The sequence below is a fragment of the Marinobacter sp. DUT-1 genome (assembly GCF_050379415.1).
GTDB lineage: Bacteria > Pseudomonadota > Gammaproteobacteria > Pseudomonadales > Oleiphilaceae > Marinobacter.
Genome location: NZ_JBNRLS010000001.1, coordinates 688,337 through 712,788, shown reverse-complemented (window position 1 = coordinate 712,788; position 24,452 = coordinate 688,337). Strand labels below are relative to the sequence as shown.

Genomic DNA, 24,452 nt, shown 5'->3' with positions numbered 1-24,452 from the left:
TTGTGCCCGAAACCCCGGAGTCGGGTCTCTAAGCCTAAGCCGGGGTCAGATGAAAGCCTTCATCTGACCCCACTTTCACCCTCTCCCATAAACTCCAAAACCGCCTCCCGATAAGCCGGAATCACAAACGTCGACCCATGCCCCGTATCCGTCCGCAGAAACCGCTTCGGCTCCCTGGCAGCCTCATACAGCGCCACTCCATGGTGAAACGGAATAATCCCGTCCCGCGCGCTGTGAATCACCATCACCGGCACCGGTGAAATGTCGTCAATCCTTTCCAGACCCTCGTATTCGGCGGGGATGGTCCAGCCCAGTGGCACCTGGAACGGCCAGGTCAGCCAGAAAGCATCAAGCTTTTCCCGGGCAATGCGCCGGAAGCCGGCGAAGGTGCCGTCGAGGATAATGCCGTCCAGCGCCGGGCGTTCCGCCCGTACAACCCATTCACTGGCGAGGGCAATCCCGAGTGCACCACCAAGGCTCTGGCCGAGCATAAAAATGGGCTTGTCGGCCACGTCATCCCGGTTAACCAGCCAGCGAAACCCGGTCTCCACATCGTGCAGGGCGCCCTCTATGTCCGCCTCACCGGTGGACCGGCCGAAGCCCCGGTAGTCGATGGTAAACACGTTATAGCCTTGCTCGGGCAGCCAGGCGACGTTCAGGATATGACTGCTGATGTTCTGGGCATTGCCGTGCAGGAAATACACCGTACCCTGGGGCTCATCGCCGTTCGTCCGGGCCGGCAGCCACCAGCCGTGAAGCCTCTCGCCGTCCGCGGTATCCAGATAGACGTCCTCGTAATCGAGGTTGAGCCGGTCCGGGGTGACATAGGTGATGTCATCGGGGTAGAAGAAAACACTGCTGCAGCCGCCCTGAACAACCGCCAAAGCGGCAATCAAGACGGTGAGCAGTGGTTTCCTGAGACTCAAAAGTAAGCGTGCAGTCCGGCGTGCCATGTGCTCTGGTACCTGTCGTAATGGTCTTCCCGGGTGAACTCGGCAAACAGGCTGAATTCCCGGCCGAAGTGCCAGTTGCCCTTGATATAGGCCTGATCCTGGCGATGCTGGCTGCTGACAATCCAGGCCTTGGTTCGGGCGCCGGCCATCAGGCTGAACCGGTTGTTCTGGTATAGCACGCCGAGGTCCGCGCCCGGCGCGGCGTCGTAGCCCCGGCGCAGGTCGTCGTCGATTTCCAGGTCCGCGGTGGCGATAGCGAAAGCCTGGGTGGAATCCCCCAGAGCCCAGCTGCCTCCGGCGCCCCCTTCAAGGTAGGGTGTCAGTACCCGGTCATTTCCTGTGTCCGTCCGTCTTCCACCAAACCCGACCTGCCAGGACAGCGGCGAGAAGAACTGGTCCCTCGGGCTCAGGGAACGGATTTCCACGCCCACCAGTTGCTCCACCTGCAACTCGTCGTTGTCGGTGTAGTATCGGGCATCGAGGCGCAGGAACTGCAGCTGTGCCCCGGGCCGGTAACCCGCTGGCGGGTCCAGCACGTCATGGTAGGCCGGACGGAAGGTGAGCTGGGTAAATTCCCGGTGAGCCAATTGACCGGCGCCGAGGCTCACCCGGAACGTGTCATGGCCCTGGTCGTCGCGAACCTCGGGTTCCGGCGGTCGGGAGCTGGTTTCCACGCCGTCAATCCGGCTCCGGGAGACCAGGAGCTCATGGGAGAGGGGCGCGGCATGTTCCCTGGGCCAGCCTTCGGCCTCGCTCTGGTAACGCACATAATCGTAGGTGGCATCCAGCACCCTGGCCCGTTCCCGGTCACTGAGTTGTTGCAGCTCGGGCGCATCGGTTTCCACATAGCCATTGGCAATGGCTGCGGACAGGGTCTGCTGCTCGTCCGGCAGCTCCGAGATCTGGTAAGCCACCGAAGTGGCCGCCGAGGGCCGGTAATACACCTCTTCCACCAGGTTCTTGTCCACGACCCAGCGGACGGTATCGGAGGGGATGGCGTGAGTGCTCACTTCCTCCAGCAGGTCGGTTCCCGGGCGCGCCACATCAATCAGCGCCAGCAGCCGGTAGGCGCAGTTTTCGTCGAAGAAGTAATAGTCGAAGTTCTTGTCCCGGATTTCCCAGGCGTGGGCCAGCAGCAGGTCGACCTCGCTCTGGTCCAGGTTCAGGGTGTACTCCCACAGGTCCCGGTGTTCGATGTCCGAGTACAGGCGGATCTTCTCGTAATAGGGTTGCACCGTGGTGATGCCCGGATAGCCACCGAAGATGCCCTTGTAGGCGAACAGGATTTCACTGTCGTGGGCGGCTGCATCGGCCGCATAGGAAATGGTATTGGCCAGCAGCAGGTTGGTTTCCTCGTCCTCCTGGGGTGGGTCCAGCCGGAGGAAGGTGTGCCCGAACATGGATGAGGGACTGTTCAGGTAGGAGGCTGCAAACACCAGGGTAACGGTCTCGGTATTCAGGGTGTCTTTCCAGTCCTGGTAGTCCGGGCAGGATACTTCGGAATCCGGCAGGTTCAGACGTTCCCGGAGCCAGGCATCCCGGGCCGGGAAACGGCAGCGGGCATGATCGTTGCCACCGCCGGGCTCCTGGATTGCCGCCAGGGTGGCTTCCAGTTCGGCCCGGGGCGAGTGCTTGCCATTCTCGCTCAGGAAGAAAGCAGGGTCATCGGCCTGACTGGTGTAACCATCTCCGAAGGTGTCGGTGTGGTAGTGGCCCAGTGTCAGCCAGGCCGGGTCCTGGTGCAGGGTTTCTGGAGTCGGTTGTTCGTTGGCGTGGAGGTTGAAGCTGAAGGCAAGGCAGAGAATCACTTGCCCGAAACGCACGGTCTGGCCCATGGAGAAGAATGATCCGGGTCGTTGGGGAAAACGGTCAGGCGCCATCCCTGGCGCCATGTCCTTCCTTGCTGTAAACGACAGTTATGCCGCTACGTATTTGCTCAGGTTCTTATCCTGCTCCAGCAGGGCAACGATGGCATCGACGGCCTCACCGGAAGTGGTGTCGGCATCCGGGAAGATGGCAGCGAAGTTATCCTGGAGTACTTTGCGGAATGCATCGCGGTCAGCTTCCTCTACACCCAGCAGAACGGCGAGGGTGTCGAGGTTTTCACCGGAGCCACGGGACATGTCCCGGGCAACCTTGTCGATGTTGCTATCCATGTACATGGCCATGGATTGAACCGCCTGATTGGTCTGACAACCCAGGGTGCCAGAGGTCATACCAAAGGTCTGGTTACCGAAGGTACCGTTGGTGGTGGCGGCCAGAACGTGGGGAGCAATACCGGATTGTCCTTTCCAGATCATGGCACCCACGCCGCAGCCCGGCTGGGCAAAAGCCATGGAGGACGCACCCAGAAGAATTGCACCTGCGAACAGTTTTTTCATTATCCACTCCTTTCTGTGGTTTTTTTGCAGTCGTCGCATTGATCTCCCGGCCGGCCCCATTGGGGACAGCCGGGAAAGAACGGCCCTGACAGGTCCTGTGGAGACAGGTAGACCGTTGGCTTGAGTATAGCCCAAGTTCCGGATTCGCAAGTGAAGGGATTTGTGAGTAATTGATTTATGTCGGATTTTTTCACTGCGCCCGCGCCGGAATGTGTCTCTTTTCAGGCCACATTCATAAAAAAGCCGGGGCGTGTTGCCACACCCCGGCAGTTCTGCCGATCCTTCGGGGAGCTGTCAGCCGCCGAGGTAGGCGTTGCGCACGTCCGGGTTGGCCAGCAGATTCTTGCCGGTATCGTGCAGCCGGATCCGTCCGGTCTCCAGCACGTAGCCGCGGTCAGCCAGGTTCAGGGCCTGGTGGGCGTTCTGCTCCACCAGGAATACCGTGATCCCTTCTTCACGCAGCTGACCGATGATCTCGAAGATCTGCTGGATCACAATTGGCGCCAGCCCCAGGGATGGCTCGTCCAGGATGATCATCCGGGGTTTGCTCATCAGGGCGCGGCCGATGGCGAGCATCTGCTGCTCACCGCCGGACATGGTGCCGGCGCGCTGGTGCTCCCGTTCCTTGAGCCGGGGGAACAGGTCGTAGACATGGTCCTGGCTCTTGCGGATCTCTGCCTTGGTGTTGAAGAACCCGCCCATGTGCAGGTTTTCTTCCACGGTCAGCCCGGAGAACACCCGGCGCCCTTCGGGCACGATGGAGATGCCCGAGCGCATAATCTGGGAGGTGGGTTCCCGGGTTATGTCCCGGCCTTCCAGGATGACCCGGCCGGAGCTGGCCTGCGGAGTGCCGCAGACGGTCATCAGCAGGGTGGTCTTGCCGGCGCCGTTGGCACCGATCAGGGAGACGATCTCGCCTTTCTTGACCTCGACCGATACCCCGTGCAGCGCCTCGATTTTCCCGTAGTGGGTATGAACATTCTCAAGTACTAGCATGGTTGGTCCTCAGGCCTCGCCCAGATAGGCTTTGATCACGTCGTCGTTCTGGCGGATTTCCTCTGGGGTGCCACTGGCCAGGGGACGACCCTGGTTAATGACGTTGATCCGGTCGGAAATACCCATTACCAGGCTCATGTCGTGCTCAATCAGCAACACGGAAACGTTGTAGTCCTCTTTCAGGCTGACAATCAGCTGATCCAGTTCCTTCGTTTCCGCCGGGTTGAGGCCGGCTGCCGGTTCGTCCAGCATCAGCAGCTGCGGTTCGGTTACCATGCAGCGGGCGATCTCCAGGCGCCGTTGTTGGCCATAGGCCAGGTTGCCGGCTTCCCAGTTGGCCATCTCAAGCAGGCCGACCCGGTCCAGCCAGTACCGTGCCCGCTCCAGTGATTTCTTCTCCCGCTCCCGGTAATCCGGGGTTTTCAGCAGGCCGGCCAGCAGGTTGGTGTTCAGGTGCCGGTGCTGGGCCACCAGCAGGTTCTCCACCACCGTCATCTTGCTGAACAGGCGGACGTGCTGGAACGTGCGCACCATGCCCAGGCGGGAAATCTTGTAATCGGGCTTGCCCTGTATTTCCTGCCCCTGGAACAGGATTTTGCCGCCGGTCGGTTTGTAGAAACCACTGATGCAGTTGAACACAGTGGTCTTGCCGGCGCCGTTGGGGCCGATAATTGACACGATCTCGTGTTCCCGGACATCCACGGATACCTGGTCCACCGCCAGCAGGCCGCCGAAGCGCATGGACAGATTCTGTACTTCAAGCATTGTCTGTCACCCCTGCTCTTTGAGTTCGATTTGAATGCGGCGCATGGGCAAAAGGCCCTGCGGACGCCAGACCATCATCAGTACCATGGCGGCACCAAAGATGAGCATCCGGTATTCGGAGAACTCCCGGGCGAGCTCGGGCAGGATGGTGACGGCAATCGCAGCCAGGATCACCCCGACCTGTGAGCCCATGCCACCCAGGACCACGATGGCCAGGATGATGGCGGACTCCAGGAATACGAAGGATTCCGGGCTGATAAAGCCCTGCTTGGAGGCGAACACGGTACCGGCAAAGCCGGCAAAGAAAGCGCCGATGGTGAAGGCCGAGAGCTTCACCGCGGTACGGCTCATGCCCAGGGAGCGGGCTGCGATCTCATCTTCCCGCAGGGCTTCCCAGGCACGACCCACGGGCATACGCATGAAACGGCGGATGACAAGCAGGGTAAAGATGGCCAGCAACAGGGCGATCAGGTACAGGAAAATCACCTTGTGCTCACCGGAATAGGCGATGCCGAAGGTTTCGTGGAAGGAGACGTTGCCTTCCTCCTTGACCCGGCGGCCAAACTCCATACCGAACAGGGTCGGATCCGGAATGCCACCGATGCCGTTGGGGCCGCCGGTGAGCGAAGTCCAGTTGTTCAGCAGGATACGGATAATCTCCCCGAAGCCCAGGGTGACGATGGCGAGATAGTCACCGCGTAAACGGAGCACCGGAAAGCCCAGCACAAACCCGAACAGGGCGGCGAGCAGGGCGCCAATCGGCAAAGCCAGCCAGAAGGAGATCCCGAAGTACTGGGACAGGAGCGCGAAGGTGTAGGCACCCACTGCATAGAACGCCACGTAGCCGAGGTCGAGCAGGCCGGCCAGGCCCACCACCACATTCAGCCCAAGCGCGAGCATGATGTAGATCAGCACCAGGGTGGCCAGGTCGACCGCGCCGCGGGACACGATAAACGGCCAGACCAGTGCAAGCAGGATGATTGCTACAAAGAACACCCGTTCCATCAGCAGGCGCTTTTCCATGGATACCGGACCACGCTTGGCCAGCGGGTTGAGGTTCGGAACCTTGCCGAACGCACCCATGATGTTGTCGCGGAACAGCTGGAACAGGAAAACCGCCACGGCAGCCAGGAATACGTTGACGACGGTCGCGGTGGTCGCGCCTTCCAGGCCAACGGACGTGCCCTCGGCAACCAGATTCAGGCCCAGGATTGGATAGGCGATGATTACAGTGATAATTGCACAGAACAGTGCATGTCTAAAATTTTGAGCAGCCATCAGATCTTCTCAACCTCCGGTTTGCCAAGCAGGCCGGTGGGTTTGAACAGCAGAATCAGAATGAGCAGGCTGAACGAGATGACATCCTTGTACTCGCCGCTGAGGTAGCCGGAGGTCATGCTTTCTGCCACGCCGAGTATCAGACCGCCGAGCATGGCGCCCGGGATGCTTCCGATACCACCGAGGACGGCTGCTGTGAAGGCTTTCAGGCCGGCAATGAAACCGAACAGAGGATCGACCGAACCGTAGTACATGCCGAGCAGGAGCCCTGCCACGGCTGCCAGGGCGGCACCGATCACGAACGTTGCCGAGATGATCCGGTTGGTATCAATGCCCAGCAGGTTGGCCATGCCCAGATCCTGGGAAACGGCGCGGCAGGCGCGACCGGTCCGGGAGCGGGCAATGAACAGCGACAGGGCCGTCATACAGATCAGCGTGGTGATGAAGATGGTGATCTGCATGTAGGAGAGGGACATCTGGAAGCCCTCCGATGAGCCGAACTGGAAGCCACCCTCGATCAGGGCCGGGAAGCCGATGTTGCGGGAACCCTGTGCCAGATGGACGTAGTTCTGCAGGAAGATGGACATCCCGATGGCGGAAATCAGCGGGATCAGCCGGTGGCGCCCGCGAACCGGCCGGTAGGCGACCCGTTCCACGGCCCAGCCCATCGAGCTGGAAACCAGCATGGCGCAGATCAGCGCCACAATCAGGATTACCGGCAGCCAGGCAACGCCAAGGGAGGCCAGGCCGGTGATGGCAATCAGCGCGGTGTAGGCGCCAATCATGTAGATCTCACCATGGGCAAAGTTGATCATGCCGATGATGCCGTAAACCATCGTGTAACCGATGGCGATCAGGGCGTAGGTGCTCCCGATCGTCAGCCCGTTGATGAGCTGCTGAGAGAAGTAAAGGAGGTCTTGCATTGTTTTTGAACTCCGAAGGCCCGCTCCCTCCGCTTCCGTGCCTCTGGTCCGGGTTATCCGCACCGGGGACAGGGGAGAATCAACAGGAGCCTAGAAAAACACCTTCTCCCGGATCGCGGTGAGAAGGTGCTCTCATTATTACCGTTTGTTAACGATTTTGGCTCAGTTTACCGGAGTTTTGCTTCCATCTGAATGCCACTCGTAGACCACGAACTCGAATGACTTCATGTCGCCGGCCTGGTCGTATTCAACGGTGCCGATTGGAGTCTGGAAGGTGCCACTGCGCAGGGCTTCGGCAACTTCGAACGGATCGGTGGATTCGGCCTGCTCGATGCCGTCGGCAATCAGCTGGACCGCAGTGTAGGAAGTCAGCACGAACGGACCGGAGGGGTCTTCACCCTTGTCCTGGAAGGCTTTGACCAGTTCCTGGTTCTCGGCCTTCTTGTCGAATGCCGGTGGCAGGGTTACCAGCAGGCCTTCTGCAGCTTCGCCCGCGATGGTGTTGATGTCCTTGTTGCCGACACCTTCCGGGCCCATGAACTTGGTATCCAGATCAGCCTGGCGCGCCTGGCGCAGGATCAGGCCCAGTTCCGGGTGGTAGCCGCCGTAGTAGACGTAGTCCACATCCGCCTGCTTGAGCTTGGTAACCAGGGATGAGAAGTCCTTGTCGCCAGCGGTGATACCTTCGAACATGGCGATTTCAACGCCCTGGTCCTTGAGGGTATCGCGCACGGCGGTAGCGATGCCTTCACCATATTGCTGTTTGTCGTGAACAATAGCGACACGTTCGGGGTTCTGGCTGGCAATGTAGTTACCCGCGACCGGGCCCTGCATGCTGTCCAGACCGATGGTGCGGAAGACCAGCTCGTAGCCACGCTCGGTGATGTCCGGGCTGGTGGAAGCCGGAGTGACCATCAGAATGCCTTCATCCTCATAGATGTCAGAAGCCGGCTGGGTGGAACTGGAGCACAGGTGGCCTACCACAAAGCGAACACCGTCGTTGACCAGGCTGTTGGCCACGGTTACGGCCTGCTTCGGGTCACAGACATCATCGTACTCGACGGCAACGAGCTCTTCGCCCATCACGCCGCCGTTGGCGTTGATCTGCTCGATGGCCATGCGGGCACCGGAGAACTGCATGTCACCATACTGGGCCACGGGGCCGGTCATCGGGCCGGCAATGCCGATCTGGATCTCTGCAGCTGCCTGGCCGGCGGCCATCAGGGCGACGGAAGTGCTTACAGCGGTTGCGAGTTTCTTTACTGAGGTTCTCATTGGGTCAGTCCTGTTTGGTTCAGGGTTATTCTTGTGTTCTCAGAGAGTTAAACAAACACCACGAGCCACTGGTTGTCAAGCAATCGGGGCCGGGGTTTGTTCAGGAACACAACTTTTGCAAAACATGTCCGTGTTGAAGACAGAAAGCTTCAAACTGGCAGACAGCTTGCAAAGCGTGTGCCTGGCTGAGAAAAGTGTCACGCGTCCGTGCTGTTGTCCTCCTGATCCGGAAACACCAGTGTGCGGAAGCTTTCATGTTCACGCAACTGCTCGAAACTCGGATCCACGGAAGCATCGTCCCGATAGGCTTCCGATATATCGATGGCTTTCTCCAGAGTGCTCACGGCATCTTCCCAGCGGCCGATTTCCGCATAGGCGCAGGCGAGCTGGTAATGGGCGTGACCGTTCTCCGGATCCAGCTTGAGAGCTCGTCGGCAAAGGCTGATGGCCCAGAGGGGTTCCTGCATTTCAAGAACGGCATCGGCCTTGTAGCTGAGGGCTTCCACATCGTCCGGCCGGAGGTCGAGGATGCGGTCGTAGGCGGCGATCTTGTTCTGCTGTGAGGTTTCCTGGCTTGCCTTAAGCCAGAGCGAGTGCACCTCGTTAGTGCGTTCAATCTCGGCCTGGTTCTGGTGAATGATGTCGGACTTCTGCTGCAGCTGTTCCTCGATGGATTTGAGGCGCTTCTCGTATTCAACCACCAGCTCATTCACGCGTTTCTCTGCCACGCTGGCCAGCTGGTTACGCATGTCCCTGATCGAGTTCCAGCCGATCACAACCAGGATGGAGGTGGCGCCGGCAATCAGGTAGAAGAAGTAGGTGACGGTATCGGTGGCGTAGGACATGGTCTTGTCGGCCACGGAAAGCTCCTTGTCGACCACCTTCTCGATCAGTTCGGCGCGGGTATCCATCATTTCCTTGCGCAGGGCCTTGCTTTCCTCCAGCAGGTAGAGCTCGATGAACGGCGTGTACATGGGCTCTTCGAGGTCGGCGAGCGCAGCGGCCACGTCATCGGAGGTGACATCGTCGTCCATGGATGGCCGGTCTCCGGTGTCCTGGGCGGCCGCAGTCCCGGCCAGGAGGAGCAAGAACAGCATCGCGCCGGCACGCAATGTCTTGAGCAATGACGGTAGCGAGAGGGTGAATCGGTTGATCATGGTACTGCGTCCGTTTTGCGGTATTGGAAAACAGCTGACCTTAGCATAGTGGCTGGCGGAAAAAATGCCGTACCGACAGCTTGAAGGAGAATAGAGCGAGGTTAAGTGGAAGTGCCCACTTGCATTTAACGGTACAAAGACCTCTAATAGTTAGAGGTATAAACAAGTGTTGAGCAGTCGGAGCAACTCTGTGGACAATTATGAACAGGTGCTGGTAGCGCTTCGCCGCGTCATCCGGGCAACGGATCTTCATTCCAAGCGGCTGAGCAAGCACGCCGGGCTCACCGGCCCGCAACTGTTGATCATGCGTACCATCCGGGATCTGGGGGAAGTGACCATCGGCACCATCGCCGACAAGGTCAGCCTGAGCCAGGCCACCGTGACCACCATCCTGGACCGGCTGGAACACCGTAAGCTGGTCTATCGTGTCCGCAGCACCAAGGACAAGCGCAAGGTCCACGCGCATCTGACCGAAGAGGGCGCCGACATCCTCTCCCGCGCCCCGAATCCCCTGCAGGAAGACTTCATCCAGAAGTTCCAGAGCCTGCACGAGTGGGAGCAGACCATGATCCTGGCCTCGTTGCAGCGTGTGGCGAACATGATGGATGCCGATGAAATCGACGCCTCGCCGGTGCTGACTGTGGGTTCGGTGCTGAAAGACGACGGCTGGAAGGAGAAGGCCTGAGGCGTGAAAAAGGGGTCAGAAGAAAGCTTTCTTCTGACCCCGTTAACCTCCGAAGTTGAGCCGGCCCCCGGAGTCAGATGAAAGCCTTCATCTGACCCCATCTTAGCCAACCTATTCGGGCATCCTGGCTCTGATCTCGATGGATTGGTACCAAGCGGCAAGATCCGCGATTTCCTGATCGGTCAGGTTCTTGGCCACCACCGACATCATTTCATGTTCTCGCTTGCCGCTGCGGAAGGCCTTCAGCTGGTTCTGAATGTAGATCTGGCTTTCGCCGGCAAGGTTTGGTGCGATCGGTATTTTGGCAATACCATCCAGGCCATGACAGGTCTTGCATTGGGACGCCAGTTTCCGACCCTCGGCGGGGTCGGCGGCAAGGGCGGCGGAAGTAAACGCCAGGAGGGAGGTCAGGAGTACCGTGCCGGATAGCGCGGACTTCATCTTTCTCTGCATACAGGCTCTCCAGTCAGCCGGGGAGTCGGCACCTCCCCGGCACTTCAACGGATGGGGTAAGGCTCAGGAATCTGATCCGGTATAGGCAATCCGGTAAACAGCTCCGGCAAGGTCGTCAGAGACCAGCAGCGAACCATCTTTCAGTTGCGCCACATCCACCGGCCTGCCCAGGTATTCACCGTTTTCATCCAGCCATCCTTCCGCGAAAGGCACGGTCTCACCGGCAATATTGCCCTCCGCGTCCACCGGCGTGAACATCACCCGTGCCCCAATCGGCACTGTCCGGTTCCAGGAGCCGTGCTGAGCAGAGAAAATTCCGCCCTGATACTTTTTCGGGAACATCCTGCCGGTGTAGAACATCATGCCGAGGTCTGCTGCATGGGCCACGGTCTCGGAAACCGGGAAGACTACCTCGACCGGCACTTCCTCACCTTTGTACTCGTTGGTGCGGACATCTCCGCCTCCGTACCAGGGATGACCAAAATGCTGACCCATGGCAGTTTGCCGGTTGATTTCACCGGGCGGGATGTCGTCCCCCATGCCGTCCACCTGGTTGTCCGTGAACCAGAGTTCGCCGGTGGTCGGGTGGAAATCATGACCAACCGAGTTCCGGATGCCGCGGGTGTAAACCTCGCGCTCGGTGCCATCCTGATTTACCCGGATCATGCCGCCGATACCAACTTCGTTGAATGTGTCCAGATGCTCGCGCGGTGCCACGTTATAGGGCTGGCCCAGCGAGATATAGAGCTTGCCGTCCGGACCCACGTCGCAGACCCGTGCGGTATGGTTGTAGCTCACGAACTGCTCCGGGATCAGCTCGCCCTGGGGGATGACCTCGGAGGCCACCACGTCGCCACCTTCATAGAAGAATTCAGCGGCAGGGTAGGCAAGCACCCGATTCTGCTCGGCGATGTAGAGTACGCCGTCTGGCGAGAAGCAGGGGCCATTGGGCACGGCCTTGGACAGTGAGGGGGCGAAGTTCTTTACTTCATCGGCTACGCGATCCTTGTCACGGTCGGTTACCGCCCAGACTTCTGTTTTCCGGGTCCCCACGAAAGTGACCACGCCCTGGGGGCCAACGGCCATGTGGCGCGCGTCAGGGACCAGGGCATACAGGCTTATTTCAAAGCCTTCTGGCAGCTTAATTTTCTCCAGCGTTTTGCGGATAGCGTCGGCACTGTCGCTGTTCTGGTCGATAACAGTGAACTCGGCTTCTCCAGTGGTCTGGAAGTTGCCCAGTTTTTTGAGTGTGTTGTCGGACTGGCTGTGAGCGAAGGGAACGAAAGCGAGGCCTGCGGCCACGCACAGGATTGAGGCTTTTTTGTTCATTGTTTTACCGCTCTCTTTATCAACGAGTAGGGCGCCGGTACATCGAAACGCACCGGCCGTTTACTTTTTGATCAAAATCAAATCGAGTAAAGACAACGGTCCAGTGAGCGTCAAGGTGGTCGCTCACTGGTTAGACCAGTTATGTCAGTGCACGCTCGATCCCTTGCGAGGCTTGTTACCAAAGCAGACCTGAAACACGTCGTTGTAATGGCGGGCAAAACTCACCGTCAGTCCTTCCCTGAGATATTCCGGCAGCTCCTCGTAATCCCCCCGGTTAGCCTCTGGCAGGATCAGGTTACTGATTTTTTGCCGCCGCGCGGCGATCACCTTTTCCCGGATGCCGCCGACCGGAAGCACCTGACCGGTCAGGGTCAGCTCCCCGGTCATGGCCACGTTCTGCTGTGGCGCTTCCTTCCGGGCGATGGACAGCAGCGCGGTGGCCATGGTAACCCCGGCACTCGGGCCGTCCTTCGGCGTGGCGCCCTCGGGCACATGCAGGTGCACAAAGGACTTATCGAAGAAGGTCGGATCGCCCTTGTACCGTTTCAGGTTCGATGACACATAGCTGTAGGCGATCTCCGCCGACTCCCGCATCACATCCCCCAGTTGCCCGGTGAGCTTGAAGCCACGCTGGCTGCTGTGGATTCGGGAAGCCTCGATGCTGAGCGTCGCGCCGCCCATGGCGGTCCACGCCAGGCCGGTTACCACGCCGGTGCCTTTGAGCGACTTTTCCTTGCGGAATGCCGGCTGCCCGAGGTACTCGGCAAGGTCCGCCACGCCTACCTTCACCGGCTTGTCTGGATCATCCAGAAGTTTCACGATGCCCTTGCGGATGATCTTGTGCAGCAGCTTTTCCAGACTCCGCACGCCGGCTTCACGGGCGTAGCCCTCGATCACCTGCCTGAGGGCGGCGTCGGTGATGTTGAGTTGCTTTTTCAGCAATCCGGCCCGTTTTAGCAGCCGAGGCATCAGATGATGTTTGGCGATCGCCAGCTTCTCCTCAGTGATGTAGCCGGACAGGCGAATGACATCCATCCGGTCCAGCAGCGGCCGGGGAATGGTATCCAGCTGGTTGGCGGTACAGATGAACAGCACCTTGGAGAGATCCATGCGGACATCGAGATAGTGGTCGAGGAACTCCCGGTTCTGCTCCGGATCCAGGGTTTCCAGCAGGGCAGAGGCCGGATCCCCCTGGTAGGACGCACCAATCTTGTCGATCTCGTCCAGCATGATCACCGGGTTGGCGACTTTCGAATCCTTCAGGGCCTGCACAAACTTACCAGGCATTGCGCCGATGTAAGTGCGGCGGTGCCCCTTGATTTCCGCCTCGTCACGCATGCCGCCCACGCTGAAGCGGTAGAACTGACGGCCAAGAGCATCGGCAACAGAATGGCCGATGGAGGTCTTGCCCACGCCGGGCGGGCCGACCAGTAGCAGGATCGAGCCGCTGACTTCGCCATTGAAGGTGCCCTCGGCCAGGAATTCGACGATGCGGTCTTTCACGTCATCCAGACCATCATGGTCCCGGTCGAGAATGCGTCGGGCTTCGGCCAGGTCGAAATGATCTTCCGAGTACTGGCCCCAGGGCACCTGGGTGAGCCAGTCCAGATAATTTCGGGTCACGCCGTATTCCGGAGAGCCCTGTTCCAGCACCTGCAGTTTCTGAAGTTCATCCCGGAAGCGTTCCTGTACCGGCTCGGGAGGATTCAGCTTGGCCATTCGCTCCTCGAAGCGCTCCGCATCGGCGGTCTTGTCGTCCTTGGCCATGCCCAGCTCGCGCTGGATCACCTTGAGTTGTTCGCGCAGGAAGAACTCTCTCTGGTGCTTCTGCACCTTCTCGTTGACCTCTTCGCTGATCTCCGATTGCAGGCGTGCCACTTCCTGCTCCTTGCGCATCAGCAGCAGGACTTTTTCCATACGCCGGAGCAGCGGCACGGTATCCAGCACGTCCTGGAGCTCGGGCCCGGGGGCGCTGGTCATGGAGGCCCCAAAGTCAGCCAGGGGTGAACTGTCGTCCGGACCGAAGCGGGAAAGGTACTGCTTCACTTCCTCGCCATAGAGCGGGTTGGTACGCAGCAGCTCCTTGATGGCGCTGATGATGGCAAGGGTATAGGCCTTCAGTTCGTCGGCGTCTTCTTCCGGTTCACTCGGATATTCCACTTCCACCAGATAGGGTGGCTTGCGGCGCAACCACTGGACAATGCGGAATCGCTGCAGCCCCTGGGCGATGAACTGGACTTTGCCGCTTTCCTTCTGGGCATGGTGCACGCGCACGGCGCAGCCGATGGTTTCCAGTTGCTCACTGGCGGGGATGTTCTGTTCGGCGTCGTGTTCTTCCACGTAGCAGATACCGAGGACACGATGATCGGTCTCACCCACGCGCTTCAGGGTTTCATGCCAGGGATCCTGGTTGACCACCACCGGCTGAACCTGGGCCGGGAAGAACGGCCGATTGGAGACCGGCAGCACGTACATGCGCCGGGGCATGACCTGCTGGGTCAGGGCAAGGCTCTTGCTGTGCTCATCCTTGCCGATGTATTCGGTCACGTCTTCCTCAAATTCCTCAAGGCTGTCATTGCGGTTTTCGTCATTCATGCCGTCGTTGCATCCCTCAAAGGTTGTCATCGAGCGGGCGATAGTGAACAGTGGCCCGCGATCATGTCTACTTGCGTATGTAGCGGCAGTTACGGCTATTTCAAGGATTTGGCCTGGTCGCAGACCATAGAATCAGAGGCCATCGGGAGCTTGATTTTCCCGCTATTGGCCCCATGATCGAAGCAGATTCTTATATTCATTCAACGGTTTCAGGTGCCCCGATGAGCAACTCGCCCTACGTTTTTGACGCCACCATGGAGAATTTTCAGCAGGAGGTAATGGATGCCTCTGCCAACACGCCTATTCTGATCGACGTCTGGGCTGAGTGGTGCGCACCGTGCAAGCAGCTGATGCCGATTCTCGAGAAGCTGGCCAATGAATACGAAGGCGGCTTCAAACTCGCCAAGATTAACGCCGACGAACAGCAGGAGCTGACCGCAAGCCTCGGCGTGCGCAGCCTGCCGACCGTGATCCTGGTGAAGGATGGCCAGGCCGTGGACGGCTTCAACGCCGCCCAGCCAGAGAGCGAAATCCGTAAAGTGTTGGACAAGCACGTGGAGGCACCGAAAGAAGATCCCTATGACGCCGCCCATAGACTGTGGGAGAACGGCGACGTCAACGGTGCCCTGGAGATCCTCACTGAGCTGAACCGCCAGGACCCCGAAAACATGAAGGTCCTGATCGACCTGGCGCAACTGAAGGCGGAAACCGGCGACCTGGAAACTGCCGAGCAGGTACTGGATAGCCTGCCGCCGGAAGAAAAAATGCAGCACCAGGCCAGGCAACTGGCGGCCCGAATCAAGTTCATGAAACAGGCCGGCGAGCTGCCCCCGGTGGTCGAGCTCCAGAAAAAGCTGGAGGCCGACCCGAAAAACGCCGAAGCCCTCCATCAGCTGGCCCTGCAGCACGTGCTCAAAGACGAAAACGCCGAAGCCATGGACCTGCTGATTCGCCTCATGCAGGCCGACAGCACCTACAAGGACGGCATCGCTAAAACCACCCTGATCGAGCTGTTCGACAAACTCGGCAACAACAATCCGGACGTACGCACCTATCGTAGAAAACTCTACACCTTGATGCACTGACGGTGGAGGGGCACCGGGGTCTGATGAAAACCTTCATCTGACCCCACCTTCAAACCACCTTAAAGCCATGCTCAAACTCCCACCCCAACCAGACCACTGCGAACTCTGCCAACGCCCCGTCGCCAAACTCACCCGCCACCACCTCATCCCCAAACACCTGCATCGCAAAAAGCGGTTCCAGAAACTGTTCACCAGGGAAGAACTGATCACCCGGACCCTATGGGTCTGCCGGCCATGCCATAACGCCATTCATCGCGCGTGCTCCGAGTACGAACTTGGGCTGCATTACAACACCCGGGACAAGCTGATGGAGCTGGAGGAATTGCGGGTATTCGTGGACTGGATTCGGGAGAAGCCGGCGGGGTTTGTGCCGAAGTGCGGACGGGGCCGATGATAAGATAAGAAAAGGGGTCAGATGAAGGCTTTCATCTGACCCCGCGGTTTCGGCCCCGACACCGAGTGGGGCTATCCCCATCTCGGGGCTGGCAACGAGTTCTTAGCCGTTGCCTTTCTTCATCTGCTCATATTCGTCCTCGAAGAAGAACTTCTCCTCCCCGAAGGCCGGTTCCAGCTCATGCAGCCAGGTGGCTGTGTCGCTGTACTTGGCGAAGAACGGGCGCTGTACCCAGTCCGGGTTGCGGCCCTGGAGGAAGCGCAGGACGAAGACTTTCTCGCCTTTGATTTCGGTGATGCCCTGGATCTCCACCTTGCCGGGGCCGGCGCTCATGCTCGGGCCGCGGGCGGTGCGGGCGAGACCGGAGACCTGCTTCATGGCTTCGCGGTAGATATTGTAGGCCTCGGCCAGGGGTACCTCGAAGTAGTTCTTGGCGCCGGTGTCCCGCTCTACAAACATGTAGTAGGGGATGATGCCCAGCTTCACTTCCTTCTTCCACAGCTTGGCCCAGGCGTCGGCATCGTCGTTGACGTGCTTGATCAGCGGGCCCTGGGCGCGGATCTCGGCACCGGTGGCGCGGATGCGACGGATGGCCTCTTCCGCGATCTCGGTGGTGATTTCCTGCCAGTGGTTGTAGTGGGCCATGATGGCTACGTGCTTGCCGGCGTCGACCAGCTTGGCGAACAGCTCGATCAGCTCGTCCGCATCCTTGTCGGTCACGAACCGGTAAGGCCAGAAGGTCAGGGCCTTGGTACCGATGCGGATGGTCTGGATATGGTCGAATTCAGGCTCCAGAAGCGGCTCAAGGTACTGGACCAGGTTCTTGGTCTTCATCACCATCGGGTCACCGCCGGTGACCAGCAGGTCGGTCACTTCGGTGTGCTCTTTCAGATAACCATGAAGCTTCTCCGCTTCGGTGCTGGCCATCTTCAGGTCCTTGTCACCGACAAACTGTGCCCAGCGGAAACAGAAGGTGCAGTAGGAGTGGCAGGTCTGGCCCTGGGCCGGGAAGAACAGCACGGTCTCGCGGTACTTGTGCTGCACGCCGTCCAGTACTTCACCGTCCAGTTCCGGCATGTTCATTTCCATCTGGCCGGCCGGGTGGGGGTTCAGTTCGTCCCGGATCTCCTTGGCGGCGGCCTGGATTTCCTTCTTGTCGGCACCTTCTTTGTGCAGCGCTGCCATGCGCTCGAAATGTTCGTCCTTCAACATCCCTTTTTGAGGGAAGACAAGTTGGTAGATCGGATCGTTGGGTACCTTGTCCCAGTTGATCAGTTCGTTGATCACGTACTCGTTGACCCGGAATGGCAGCACGCTGGCTACCACCTTCATTTCAAACAGGGTCTCTTCGGGGAGATTCTGGATGATGTCGATCTTGTCGAGCTGGCGGTCGGTGTAGACCTTGAAACGCCGTTCCTCGAACTCCGTAGTGGGAATCCGGTTCGGAAAGGTGACGATGGAGTTCATAGATCGCCCTCTGTTGTTGCCAATGGCTGAAAAAGTGGTCGGACCACTTTTCCGGTGGTTAAAAAACGGGCAGGCAAGTATACATAAATCGGAATTTATTTTCAGGTCTAATTAAAAAATGTCGCCAGAAATGGAGGGTGTGGGGCTCGATAGGGCTTAAAAGTAGCTGAAAATAAAGAAAAACTGGCTGTGAGAAAAAGTCCGATTGAAGTTGGATCGTTTAGTAACGCTATGAATTTTGGGAGTGTTCGGAAAACTACGACCTTGGTCTGATTCTGGTTGTGTGGTGCTCTGAAAAAGGTCATTCTTGCGTAAGTAACCGCAATGGAATGTTGTTCGAGGGGGCATAACGGCCCATTTGATTGCTTTATTCAATTAAAATGTAGTAAAAACACTACACTTTCGGGCGCATCAATGTGAGCGCGCTTTCGAATTACCGGCTGGCCGCGGGCCAAAAGCCTGATTCCGCAAGGCTTGCCGGGCAGGAAAACTTTGAAAGCTGTTCTATGCTTGATGGAGATTCCATGTACTGTCCTGCAGTACCGCCATCAGGCTGATACACCCATAACAATTACTCTGCATTTCACGCAGCTTATCGACACCGTATGCGCATCGGCTGCTGATCGTGGCCCGCGCTGCACCTTTTGATGCCAAGGGGAGGGTTTGATGTACCAGGACGATGATCCCATTGAAACCAGTGAATGGCTTGACGCACTGGAATCTCTGATCGAGAACGAAGGCGTTGAGCGAGCCAAATACATTCTGGAGCGACTCTCCGAGCGTGCCAGCCGCGATGGCACCGAGTTGCCTTATTCCATCACCACGCCGTTCCGCAACACCATTCCGGTGATCCAGCAGGCGCAGATGCCGGGCGACCTGTTCATGGAGCGTCGTATCCGTTCCCTGATCCGCTGGAACGCCATGGCCATGGTAGTCCGCGCCAACAAGCGTCCGGGCGAACTCGGTGGCCATATCTCTACCTTCTCTTCGGCGGCCACGCTGTACGACGTGGGCTTCAACTATTTCTTCCACGGTGGCGACGAGAAGCGTGAATCCGATCTGGTGTATTTCCAGGGTCACGCGGCGCCGGGTATCTACGCTCGCTCTTTCCTTGAAGGCCGTTTCGACGAATCGCAACTGGACAAATACCGGGAAGAGGTTGATGGCGAAGGCTTATCCTCCTACCCGCACCCCTGGCTGATGCCGGATTACTGGCAGTTCCCCACAGTTTCCATGGGTCTTGGGCCGATCCAGGCCATTTACCAGGCCCATGTAATGAAGTACCTGCACAACCGCGAGCTGATCGACATGGACGGCCGCAAGGTGTGGGGCTTCCTGGGTGACGGCGAGTGCGACGAGCCGGAAACCCTGGGTTCTATCTCCAAAGCGGGCCGCGAAGGTCTCGACAACCTGATCTTCGTGGTCAACTGTAACCTGCAGCGTCTGGACGGCCCGGTCCGTGGTAACGGCAAGATCATCCAGGAACTGGAAGGTGTCTTTCGCGGTGCCGGCTGGAACGTGATCAAGGTGGTCTGGGGCCGCATGTGGGATCCGCTGTTCGAGAAAGACGAAGACGGCATCATGCAGCGGACCATGGACGAAATCTGCGATGGCGACCTGCAGAACTACGTGTTCCAGGGCCCGGCCTACACCCGCAAGGAATTCTTCGGCAAGTATCCGGAACTGGCAAAGCTGGCGGAGAACCTGTCCGACGACGACATCGCCAAGCTCAACCGCGGTGGCCACGACCCGTACAAGGTCTACGCGGCCTATCATAAGGCTGTGAACCAGGCCAACGGTAAGCCGACTGTTATCCTCGCCCACACCATCAAGGGCTATGGTTTCGGTGCCGCGGGCGAAGCCCAGAACACCGCTCACTCCCTGAAGAAGCTGGACAAGGACACCCTGAAGGAGTTCCGCGACCGCTTCGGTGTGCCCCTGAAGGACGACGAGCTGGAGGAGATTCCCTACTACCGTCCAGCGCCGGACAGCCCCGAGATGGTGTATATGAAGAAGCGCCGGCAGGATCTGGGTGGCTTCTATCCCAAGCGTCGCAAGGATTGCCAGCCGCTACAGATTCCCGAGCTGGATATCTTCAAGCAGGTGCTGGAAGGTTCCAACGGCCGTGAAATCTCCACCACCATGGCGTTCGTGCGCATTCTCACCGCCCTGGTGAAAGACAAGCGCATTGGCAAGCGGGTGGTACCGATTGTGCCGGACGAAGCCCGGACCTTCGGTATGGAAGGCATGTTCCGTCAGCTGGGCATCTACACCTCCGAGGGCCAGAAGTACGTACCCCAGGATCGTGACCAGATCATGTACTACCGGGAGGACAAGAAAGGCCAGATCCTCCAGGAAGGCATCAACGAGGACGGTTCCATGGCTGCCTGGATGGCCGCCGCCACCTCATACAGCAGCAACAACTTCCCGCTGATCCCATTCTATGTGTTCTATTCCATGTTCGGCTTCCAGCGGGTCGGTGATCTGGCCTGGGCCTCCGGTGACATCCAGGCCCGTGGCTTCCTGATCGGTGGCACCGCCGGCCGTACCACCCTGAACGGTGAGGGCCTTCAGCACCAGGACGGTCACAGCCACATCCTGGCCAACACCATCCCGAACTGTAAGGCCTACGACCCGGCCTACGGCTATGAGATGGCTGTGGTCATCCGTCACGGTATGAAAGAGATGTTCGAGGAAAACCGGAACGTCTTCTATTACCTGACCATCGAAAACGAGATGTACGAGCAGCCGGAAATGCCGAAGGACTGCGAGGACGGCATTATCAAGGGCATGTATAAGTACGAGTCCGTTGAAACCAAGGGTCGCAAAAAGACCCCGCGGGTTCAGCTGCTCGGCTCCGGCGCCATCCTCAACGAGGTTCGTGCCGCCGCCCAGATGCTGAAAGACGACTGGGGCGTGGCCTCGGACGTGTGGAGCGTGACCAGCTACAACGAACTGGCCCGAGATGGCCAGCACGTGGAGCGCTGGAACCACCTGCATCCGGACGACAAACCGAAGAAAGCCTATGTCACCCAGATGCTGGAGAAGCAGCAGGGGCCGGTGGTGTCCTCCACCGACTACATCAAGCTGCACTCCGAGCAGCTGCGTGCTTTCATCCCCAAGACTTTCATGACACTGGGCACCGACGGTTTCGGCCGCAGCGATACCCGCCAGAAGCTGCGTAACTTCTTCGAGGTGGATCGCTACTACGTGACGGTCACCGCGCTGTCCGCCCTGGCGAAAGATGGCGAGATCAAGGAAGAGCAGGTTCTCGAAGCCATGCGCAAGTACGGAATCGATCGCAACAAAACGAACCCGGTGCTGAGCTAAGGAGACCGCCATGAGTGAACAGGAAATCAAGGTTCCCGATCTCGGCGGTGCTGATGAAGTCGAGATCATCGAAATCATCGCCAGCGCGGGTGACTCGGTTGAGGAAGAAGATCCGATTCTGACCGTGGAATCCGACAAGGCGTCCGTCGAACTGCCGGCGCCCTTCGCGGGTAAGATCACCAAGATCACCGTCAAGGTGGGTGACAAGGTCAGCGAAGGCGATGTCGTCGGCATGATCGAAACGTCCGGTGAAGCAGGTGAGTCCGCGGAGGACGCGGGCGAACCGGAGCAGCAGGAGGAGAAGGTCGAGGAGAAATCCGAGGCCAAATCCGAAGAGAGCAAGCCTGCGCCGAAGAAGAAATCCGGAGGCAGCCGCAAGGAGACGGTCAAGGTCCCGAATCTGGACGGCTTTGATAACGTGCCGGTGATCGAGATCAACGTCTCAGAAGGCGACACTATCGAGGCGGAAGATCCGCTGGTGACGGTGGAGTCCGACAAGGCGACGATGGAAGTGCCGTCTCCCTATGCCGGCAAGGTGGAGAAGATCCTGGTAAAAGAGGGCGACAAGCTCTCCGAGGGTGATGATCTGCTGGAAATGACCGTCGTCGAGGAAGGTGGCGAGGAAGAGGAAGCGCCTTCCGAACCGGCAAAGGAAGAGAAAGCGGAAAGCAAGCCTGCCGAGAAATCCACGCAGGAAGCAGCGTCGCAGCCCCAGGGTTCCACCTACGAGCCGCCAGCGCCAGGTGCCAAGGTCCATGCCGGCCCGGCCGTGCGCAAGCTGGCCCGGGAATTGGGTGCGGATCTGACCCGCGTGAAGGGCAGTGGCCCGAAAGGCCGGATTGTGAAGGACGACGTCCAGGCCTATGTGAAGGGTCAGTTGCAGCAGGCCCAGCAGGGCGGTGGAGTGGCCACCGGCTCTGGTATTCCGGGTGTGAAATTGCCGGACTTCAGCCAGTTCGGCGAGGTGGAGCGCGAATCCATGTCGCGCATGATGGCGGCCACGGCCACCAACATGCAGCGCAGCTGGCTGAACGTGCCCCACGTGACTCAGTTCGACGAAGCCGACATCACCGAGATGGAGAGCTTCCGCAAGGCGCAGAAGGCGGCGGGCGAGAAGAAGGGCGTGAAGATGACGCCGCTTCCGTTCCTGCTCAAGGCCTGTGCGGCGGCACTGGCGGAACTGCCCCAGTTCAACGTGTCCCTGGACATGGAGCGCAAGGAGGTGGTTCGCAAGAAGTACATCCACATCGGTATCGCGGTGGATACCCCGCACGGCCTGATGGTTCCGGTCATCCGTGACGTGGACCAGAAAGGACTGTGGGATCTGGCGGCCGAGAGTGCCGAGCTGGCACAGAAGGCAAGGGACAAGCAGCTGAAGCCAGCAGAGATGCAGGGCGCCTGCTTTACCATCACGAGCCTGGGTGGCATCGGTGGTACGGCGTTCACGCCGATCGTGAACACGCCGGAGGTGTCGATACTGGGTGTCTCCAAGGCGGCGATGAAGCCGGTCTGGGATGGCAGCGAGTTCCAGCCACGGCTGATGCTGCCGCTGTCGCTGTCCTACGATCACCGTGCGGTGAACGGGGCCGATGCAGCGCGGTTCACCAATCTGCTGACGCAGCTGTTGGGGGATATTCGGACCCTGCTGCTGTAAGTTTTAGGTTCCGTGCTATGGCGCCTCCCAGCCTGCGAGTTGGGAGGCGCGACAAAGGCCGGGGCCGCGTTTCAGGACACGCTACAAGCACATCCATGTGCGCTTGTTTCGGGCCGTCCCTGGCCCTCAACAGTCCTGAAACGTGGCCCCGGCCTTTGTCGTTCTGGCTTCTCAGATACTTCTGCAATGTTCAGCCGGCCCGGGGTCAGAAGAAAGCCTTCTTCTGACCCCTTTCTTGGATCGATCCCTGGAGCCGAGGCGCTACTCTGGGGTCTGAAGAACACTTTCTTCTGACCCCATTCTTGGACTAACTGCCAAAGCTTTGGCGCTGACCTCCAAAACGGGGTCAGATGAAGGCTTTCATCAGACCCCGGAGTCGCATCAGAGCCAGGCTCTCTCCCAGAAACGAAAAAGCCCCGGCAAATGCCGGGGCCTTTCCGAGTTAACTTCTAAAAAGGAAGGATTAGAAGTTATATTGCGCTGCGAACATCAGGCGGTTAGCGTCGTCGTCTTCGCCACCCTGATTCTCAGCATTGTAGTACCCGTACTCAACACCCATCATGACGTTCTCGATCGGCGTCCACTGGTAGTTAATGAAAGCGTTTGTGTTTGTTTCCAGAGCAGTGGGGTCGTTCAGATCATCTACGTCCAGCATGGTCTGGCCATAGGTGGCATTAATGGTGCGGCCGCCACCAAGGCTGATAGTGGCGCCAACACTACCGCCCACGCCGGTAATAGTCTCCAGGTCGCCGGTGGTGGGGTCAATGTAGGCATCCGCGCCGCCAGAGCGGTACAGGTAACCATTAGCGCCATCAGTATAGTTGATTACGCCCCGGATGGTGATCATGTCGGACAGGGCCATACTCGCAGCGCCAAACGCCGCATATCCCATAGCCGTGTCGTCAGTGGTGCCAGTATCGTAAGCGTTCTGCTTGACCAGTGCAGCAGCAGCGTAGGAGAACCCGCCAGCACTGTCTTCCAGTCGTGCACTCAGAGCCGGCATGCCGTTTTTGCTGTTGGCGAAACCACCGCCTTTAGGGTCCTCGATAGCGAACGACAAAGGTCCGGTTGTGTAACGAAGCTGGGCAGTACGTGATCCATAGCCCCCTTGGCCTACCACGCCGTCAAAGTCCAGAGTTGGGGTATAGGCGACAAAGCTATTGTAGTTGGACCAGGTCTGGCCAGCCAGAACGCCATTGTAGGAACCGTAGGCGTGACGAAGGCGAAGGGCTCCACCTGTATAATCCGCACCCATGAAGTCGCCTTCGATATTCACCATGACGCCATTAGCGTGAGTGGCTTTCACACCAATCCGGCTCTGGGAAGCAGCGGCACCAAAATGGCCGTCTACGTCCTGGCTATCATCGATAGTTGGGAAAGTGCCCCCGCGGTGACCTGAGTTTGCGACATTTTCATCCATGTCATAGCTCATGTTCAGACGGGCGTAACCGTAAACGCTCGCATCCACGTCGCCAGCGCTGAAGCTGAAGGCTTGTGCCTGGGCTGCCATACCGAAGATGGTTGCAGCTGCCGTCGCACGAATTGCCATTCTCAGTTTGTTATTACTTTGCATCGTTGTTGTCTCCACACATTTGTTGTTGTTGGACCCACAAACAAGGTAGTTACGAATCCATGACAATTCAAATAAATTCGTCGATTATTTAGACGAATGTCTATAGTCGATTTTCGTTGATATACAGACATCTGCGGTTGACCTTTCGTCGTAATGGTG

General features: G+C 58.8%; 19 protein-coding genes. 5 read left to right on the top strand and 14 right to left on the bottom strand.

The genetic code is table 11. The annotated features are described in order from the left end of the window. Nucleotides 1-59: 59 nt before the first annotated feature. The 9 genes from ACQUTG_RS03285 to ACQUTG_RS03245 form a co-directional block, all read right to left on the bottom strand. Nucleotides 60-953: an alpha/beta hydrolase gene (locus ACQUTG_RS03285; protein WP_428918018.1), complete on the bottom strand. Its 894-nt coding sequence runs from the start codon at nucleotides 951-953 to the stop codon at nucleotides 60-62. Next, nucleotides 923-2,788 (bottom strand): DUF4105 domain-containing protein, encoded by a 1,866-nt coding sequence (locus ACQUTG_RS03280; RefSeq protein WP_428918453.1) that lies wholly within the window; start codon nucleotides 2,786-2,788, stop codon nucleotides 923-925. The genes ACQUTG_RS03285 and ACQUTG_RS03280 overlap by 31 nt, the downstream gene beginning before the upstream one ends. 81 nt (nucleotides 2,789-2,869) lie before the next feature. Beyond that, on the bottom strand, nucleotides 2,870-3,334 hold the full coding sequence (locus ACQUTG_RS03275; protein WP_428918017.1) for a DUF3015 domain-containing protein: 465 nt from the start codon (nucleotides 3,332-3,334) through the stop codon (nucleotides 2,870-2,872). Nucleotides 3,335-3,628: 294 nt separating this feature from the next. Then, on the bottom strand, nucleotides 3,629-4,330 hold the full coding sequence (locus ACQUTG_RS03270; RefSeq protein ID WP_428918016.1) for an ABC transporter ATP-binding protein: 702 nt from the start codon (nucleotides 4,328-4,330) through the stop codon (nucleotides 3,629-3,631). A 9-nt stretch (nucleotides 4,331-4,339) separates the two neighbouring features. Beyond that, complete coding sequence (gene livG / locus ACQUTG_RS03265; protein ID WP_092006350.1) at nucleotides 4,340-5,095, bottom strand: high-affinity branched-chain amino acid ABC transporter ATP-binding protein LivG; 756 nt, start codon at nucleotides 5,093-5,095, stop codon at nucleotides 4,340-4,342. Nucleotides 5,096-5,101: 6 nt separating this feature from the next. Then, nucleotides 5,102-6,373 (bottom strand): high-affinity branched-chain amino acid ABC transporter permease LivM, encoded by a 1,272-nt coding sequence (locus ACQUTG_RS03260; protein ID WP_428918015.1) that lies wholly within the window; start codon nucleotides 6,371-6,373, stop codon nucleotides 5,102-5,104. Continuing rightward, nucleotides 6,373-7,296, bottom strand: a complete 924-nt coding sequence (gene livH / locus ACQUTG_RS03255; RefSeq protein WP_428918014.1) for a high-affinity branched-chain amino acid ABC transporter permease LivH — start codon at nucleotides 7,294-7,296, stop codon at nucleotides 6,373-6,375. The genes ACQUTG_RS03260 and livH overlap by 1 nt, the downstream gene beginning before the upstream one ends. A gap of 162 nt (nucleotides 7,297-7,458) precedes the next feature. Then, nucleotides 7,459-8,571, bottom strand: a complete 1,113-nt coding sequence (locus tag ACQUTG_RS03250) for a branched-chain amino acid ABC transporter substrate-binding protein (RefSeq protein WP_428918013.1) — start codon at nucleotides 8,569-8,571, stop codon at nucleotides 7,459-7,461. Nucleotides 8,572-8,768: 197 nt separating this feature from the next. Further along, entirely contained in the window at nucleotides 8,769-9,605 is an 837-nt protein-coding gene (locus tag ACQUTG_RS03245; RefSeq protein ID WP_428918452.1) for a tetratricopeptide repeat protein, read from the bottom strand. Nucleotides 9,606-9,918: 313 nt separating this feature from the next. Here ACQUTG_RS03245 and ACQUTG_RS03240 point away from each other — a divergent pair, with 313 nt between their 5' ends. Continuing rightward, nucleotides 9,919-10,413 carry a MarR family winged helix-turn-helix transcriptional regulator gene (locus ACQUTG_RS03240; protein WP_092006365.1) on the top strand — a complete coding sequence of 165 codons (495 nt, stop codon included), beginning with the start codon at nucleotides 9,919-9,921 and terminating at the stop codon, nucleotides 10,411-10,413. Between the two features lie 111 nt (nucleotides 10,414-10,524). On the opposite strand, the gene ACQUTG_RS03235 is transcribed toward ACQUTG_RS03240, so the two are convergent. The 3 genes from ACQUTG_RS03235 to lon form a co-directional block, all read right to left on the bottom strand. Continuing rightward, on the bottom strand, nucleotides 10,525-10,866 hold the full coding sequence (locus ACQUTG_RS03235; protein ID WP_428918012.1) for a c-type cytochrome: 342 nt from the start codon (nucleotides 10,864-10,866) through the stop codon (nucleotides 10,525-10,527). Between the two features lie 63 nt (nucleotides 10,867-10,929). Next, nucleotides 10,930-12,195: a PQQ-dependent sugar dehydrogenase gene (locus ACQUTG_RS03230; RefSeq protein ID WP_428918011.1), complete on the bottom strand. Its 1,266-nt coding sequence runs from the start codon at nucleotides 12,193-12,195 to the stop codon at nucleotides 10,930-10,932. 144 nt (nucleotides 12,196-12,339) lie between these two features. Then, nucleotides 12,340-14,790 carry an endopeptidase La gene (gene lon, locus ACQUTG_RS03225; protein WP_428918010.1) on the bottom strand — a complete coding sequence of 817 codons (2,451 nt, stop codon included), beginning with the start codon at nucleotides 14,788-14,790 and terminating at the stop codon, nucleotides 12,340-12,342. 221 nt (nucleotides 14,791-15,011) lie between these two features. On the opposite strand from lon, the gene trxA reads away from it, so the two are divergent. Both trxA and ACQUTG_RS03215 read left to right on the top strand, forming a co-directional pair. Continuing rightward, nucleotides 15,012-15,875 carry a thioredoxin gene (gene trxA / locus ACQUTG_RS03220; RefSeq protein WP_428918009.1) on the top strand — a complete coding sequence of 288 codons (864 nt, stop codon included), beginning with the start codon at nucleotides 15,012-15,014 and terminating at the stop codon, nucleotides 15,873-15,875. Nucleotides 15,876-15,942: 67 nt separating this feature from the next. Next, entirely contained in the window at nucleotides 15,943-16,269 is a 327-nt protein-coding gene (locus tag ACQUTG_RS03215; protein WP_428918008.1) for a hypothetical protein, read from the top strand. A 102-nt stretch (nucleotides 16,270-16,371) separates the two neighbouring features. Here ACQUTG_RS03215 and ACQUTG_RS03210 read toward each other — a convergent pair whose 3' ends face one another. After that, nucleotides 16,372-17,736, bottom strand: a complete 1,365-nt coding sequence (locus ACQUTG_RS03210) for a KamA family radical SAM protein (protein WP_428918007.1) — start codon at nucleotides 17,734-17,736, stop codon at nucleotides 16,372-16,374. Between the two features lie 666 nt (nucleotides 17,737-18,402). On the opposite strand from ACQUTG_RS03210, the gene aceE reads away from it, so the two are divergent. Then, the gene (gene aceE, locus ACQUTG_RS03205) at nucleotides 18,403-21,066 is read left to right on the top strand and encodes a pyruvate dehydrogenase (acetyl-transferring), homodimeric type (RefSeq protein ID WP_428918006.1); all 2,664 of its coding nucleotides are present in this window, start codon (nucleotides 18,403-18,405) and stop codon (nucleotides 21,064-21,066) included. A 10-nt stretch (nucleotides 21,067-21,076) separates the two neighbouring features. Next, a complete protein-coding gene (gene aceF / locus ACQUTG_RS03200) occupies nucleotides 21,077-22,720 on the top strand; it encodes a dihydrolipoyllysine-residue acetyltransferase (protein ID WP_428918005.1) in 1,644 nt (547 codons plus the stop codon). Between the two features lie 463 nt (nucleotides 22,721-23,183). Here the strand turns inward: aceF and ACQUTG_RS03195 are convergent, their stop codons facing one another. After that, nucleotides 23,184-24,293 carry a DcaP family trimeric outer membrane transporter gene (locus ACQUTG_RS03195; protein ID WP_428918004.1) on the bottom strand — a complete coding sequence of 370 codons (1,110 nt, stop codon included), beginning with the start codon at nucleotides 24,291-24,293 and terminating at the stop codon, nucleotides 23,184-23,186. Nucleotides 24,294-24,452 lie beyond the last annotated feature (159 nt).

Coding starts and splice junctions, on each gene's coding strand:
- ACQUTG_RS03260 (WP_428918015.1), bottom strand. CDS start 6,373: ATGGCTGCTCAAAATTTTAGACATGCACTGTTCTGTGCAATTATCACT.
- ACQUTG_RS03235 (WP_428918012.1), bottom strand. CDS start 10,866: ATGCAGAGAAAGATGAAGTCCGCGCTATCCGGCACGGTACTCCTGACC.
- ACQUTG_RS03210 (WP_428918007.1), bottom strand. CDS start 17,736: ATGAACTCCATCGTCACCTTTCCGAACCGGATTCCCACTACGGAGTTC.
- ACQUTG_RS03245 (WP_428918452.1), bottom strand. CDS start 9,605: ATGGACGACGATGTCACCTCCGATGACGTGGCCGCTGCGCTCGCCGAC.
- lon (WP_428918010.1), bottom strand. CDS start 14,790: ATGAATGACGAAAACCGCAATGACAGCCTTGAGGAATTTGAGGAAGAC.
- trxA (WP_428918009.1), top strand. CDS start 15,012: ATGAGCAACTCGCCCTACGTTTTTGACGCCACCATGGAGAATTTTCAG.
- ACQUTG_RS03275 (WP_428918017.1), bottom strand. CDS start 3,334: ATGAAAAAACTGTTCGCAGGTGCAATTCTTCTGGGTGCGTCCTCCATG.
- livH (WP_428918014.1), bottom strand. CDS start 7,296: ATGCAAGACCTCCTTTACTTCTCTCAGCAGCTCATCAACGGGCTGACG.
- aceF (WP_428918005.1), top strand. CDS start 21,077: ATGAGTGAACAGGAAATCAAGGTTCCCGATCTCGGCGGTGCTGATGAA.
- ACQUTG_RS03250 (WP_428918013.1), bottom strand. CDS start 8,571: ATGAGAACCTCAGTAAAGAAACTCGCAACCGCTGTAAGCACTTCCGTC.
- aceE (WP_428918006.1), top strand. CDS start 18,403: ATGTACCAGGACGATGATCCCATTGAAACCAGTGAATGGCTTGACGCA.
- ACQUTG_RS03215 (WP_428918008.1), top strand. CDS start 15,943: ATGCTCAAACTCCCACCCCAACCAGACCACTGCGAACTCTGCCAACGC.
- ACQUTG_RS03195 (WP_428918004.1), bottom strand. CDS start 24,293: ATGCAAAGTAATAACAAACTGAGAATGGCAATTCGTGCGACGGCAGCT.
- ACQUTG_RS03230 (WP_428918011.1), bottom strand. CDS start 12,195: ATGAACAAAAAAGCCTCAATCCTGTGCGTGGCCGCAGGCCTCGCTTTC.
- ACQUTG_RS03280 (WP_428918453.1), bottom strand. CDS start 2,788: ATGGGCCAGACCGTGCGTTTCGGGCAAGTGATTCTCTGCCTTGCCTTC.
- livG (WP_092006350.1), bottom strand. CDS start 5,095: ATGCTTGAAGTACAGAATCTGTCCATGCGCTTCGGCGGCCTGCTGGCG.
- ACQUTG_RS03270 (WP_428918016.1), bottom strand. CDS start 4,330: ATGCTAGTACTTGAGAATGTTCATACCCACTACGGGAAAATCGAGGCG.
- ACQUTG_RS03285 (WP_428918018.1), bottom strand. CDS start 953: ATGGCACGCCGGACTGCACGCTTACTTTTGAGTCTCAGGAAACCACTG.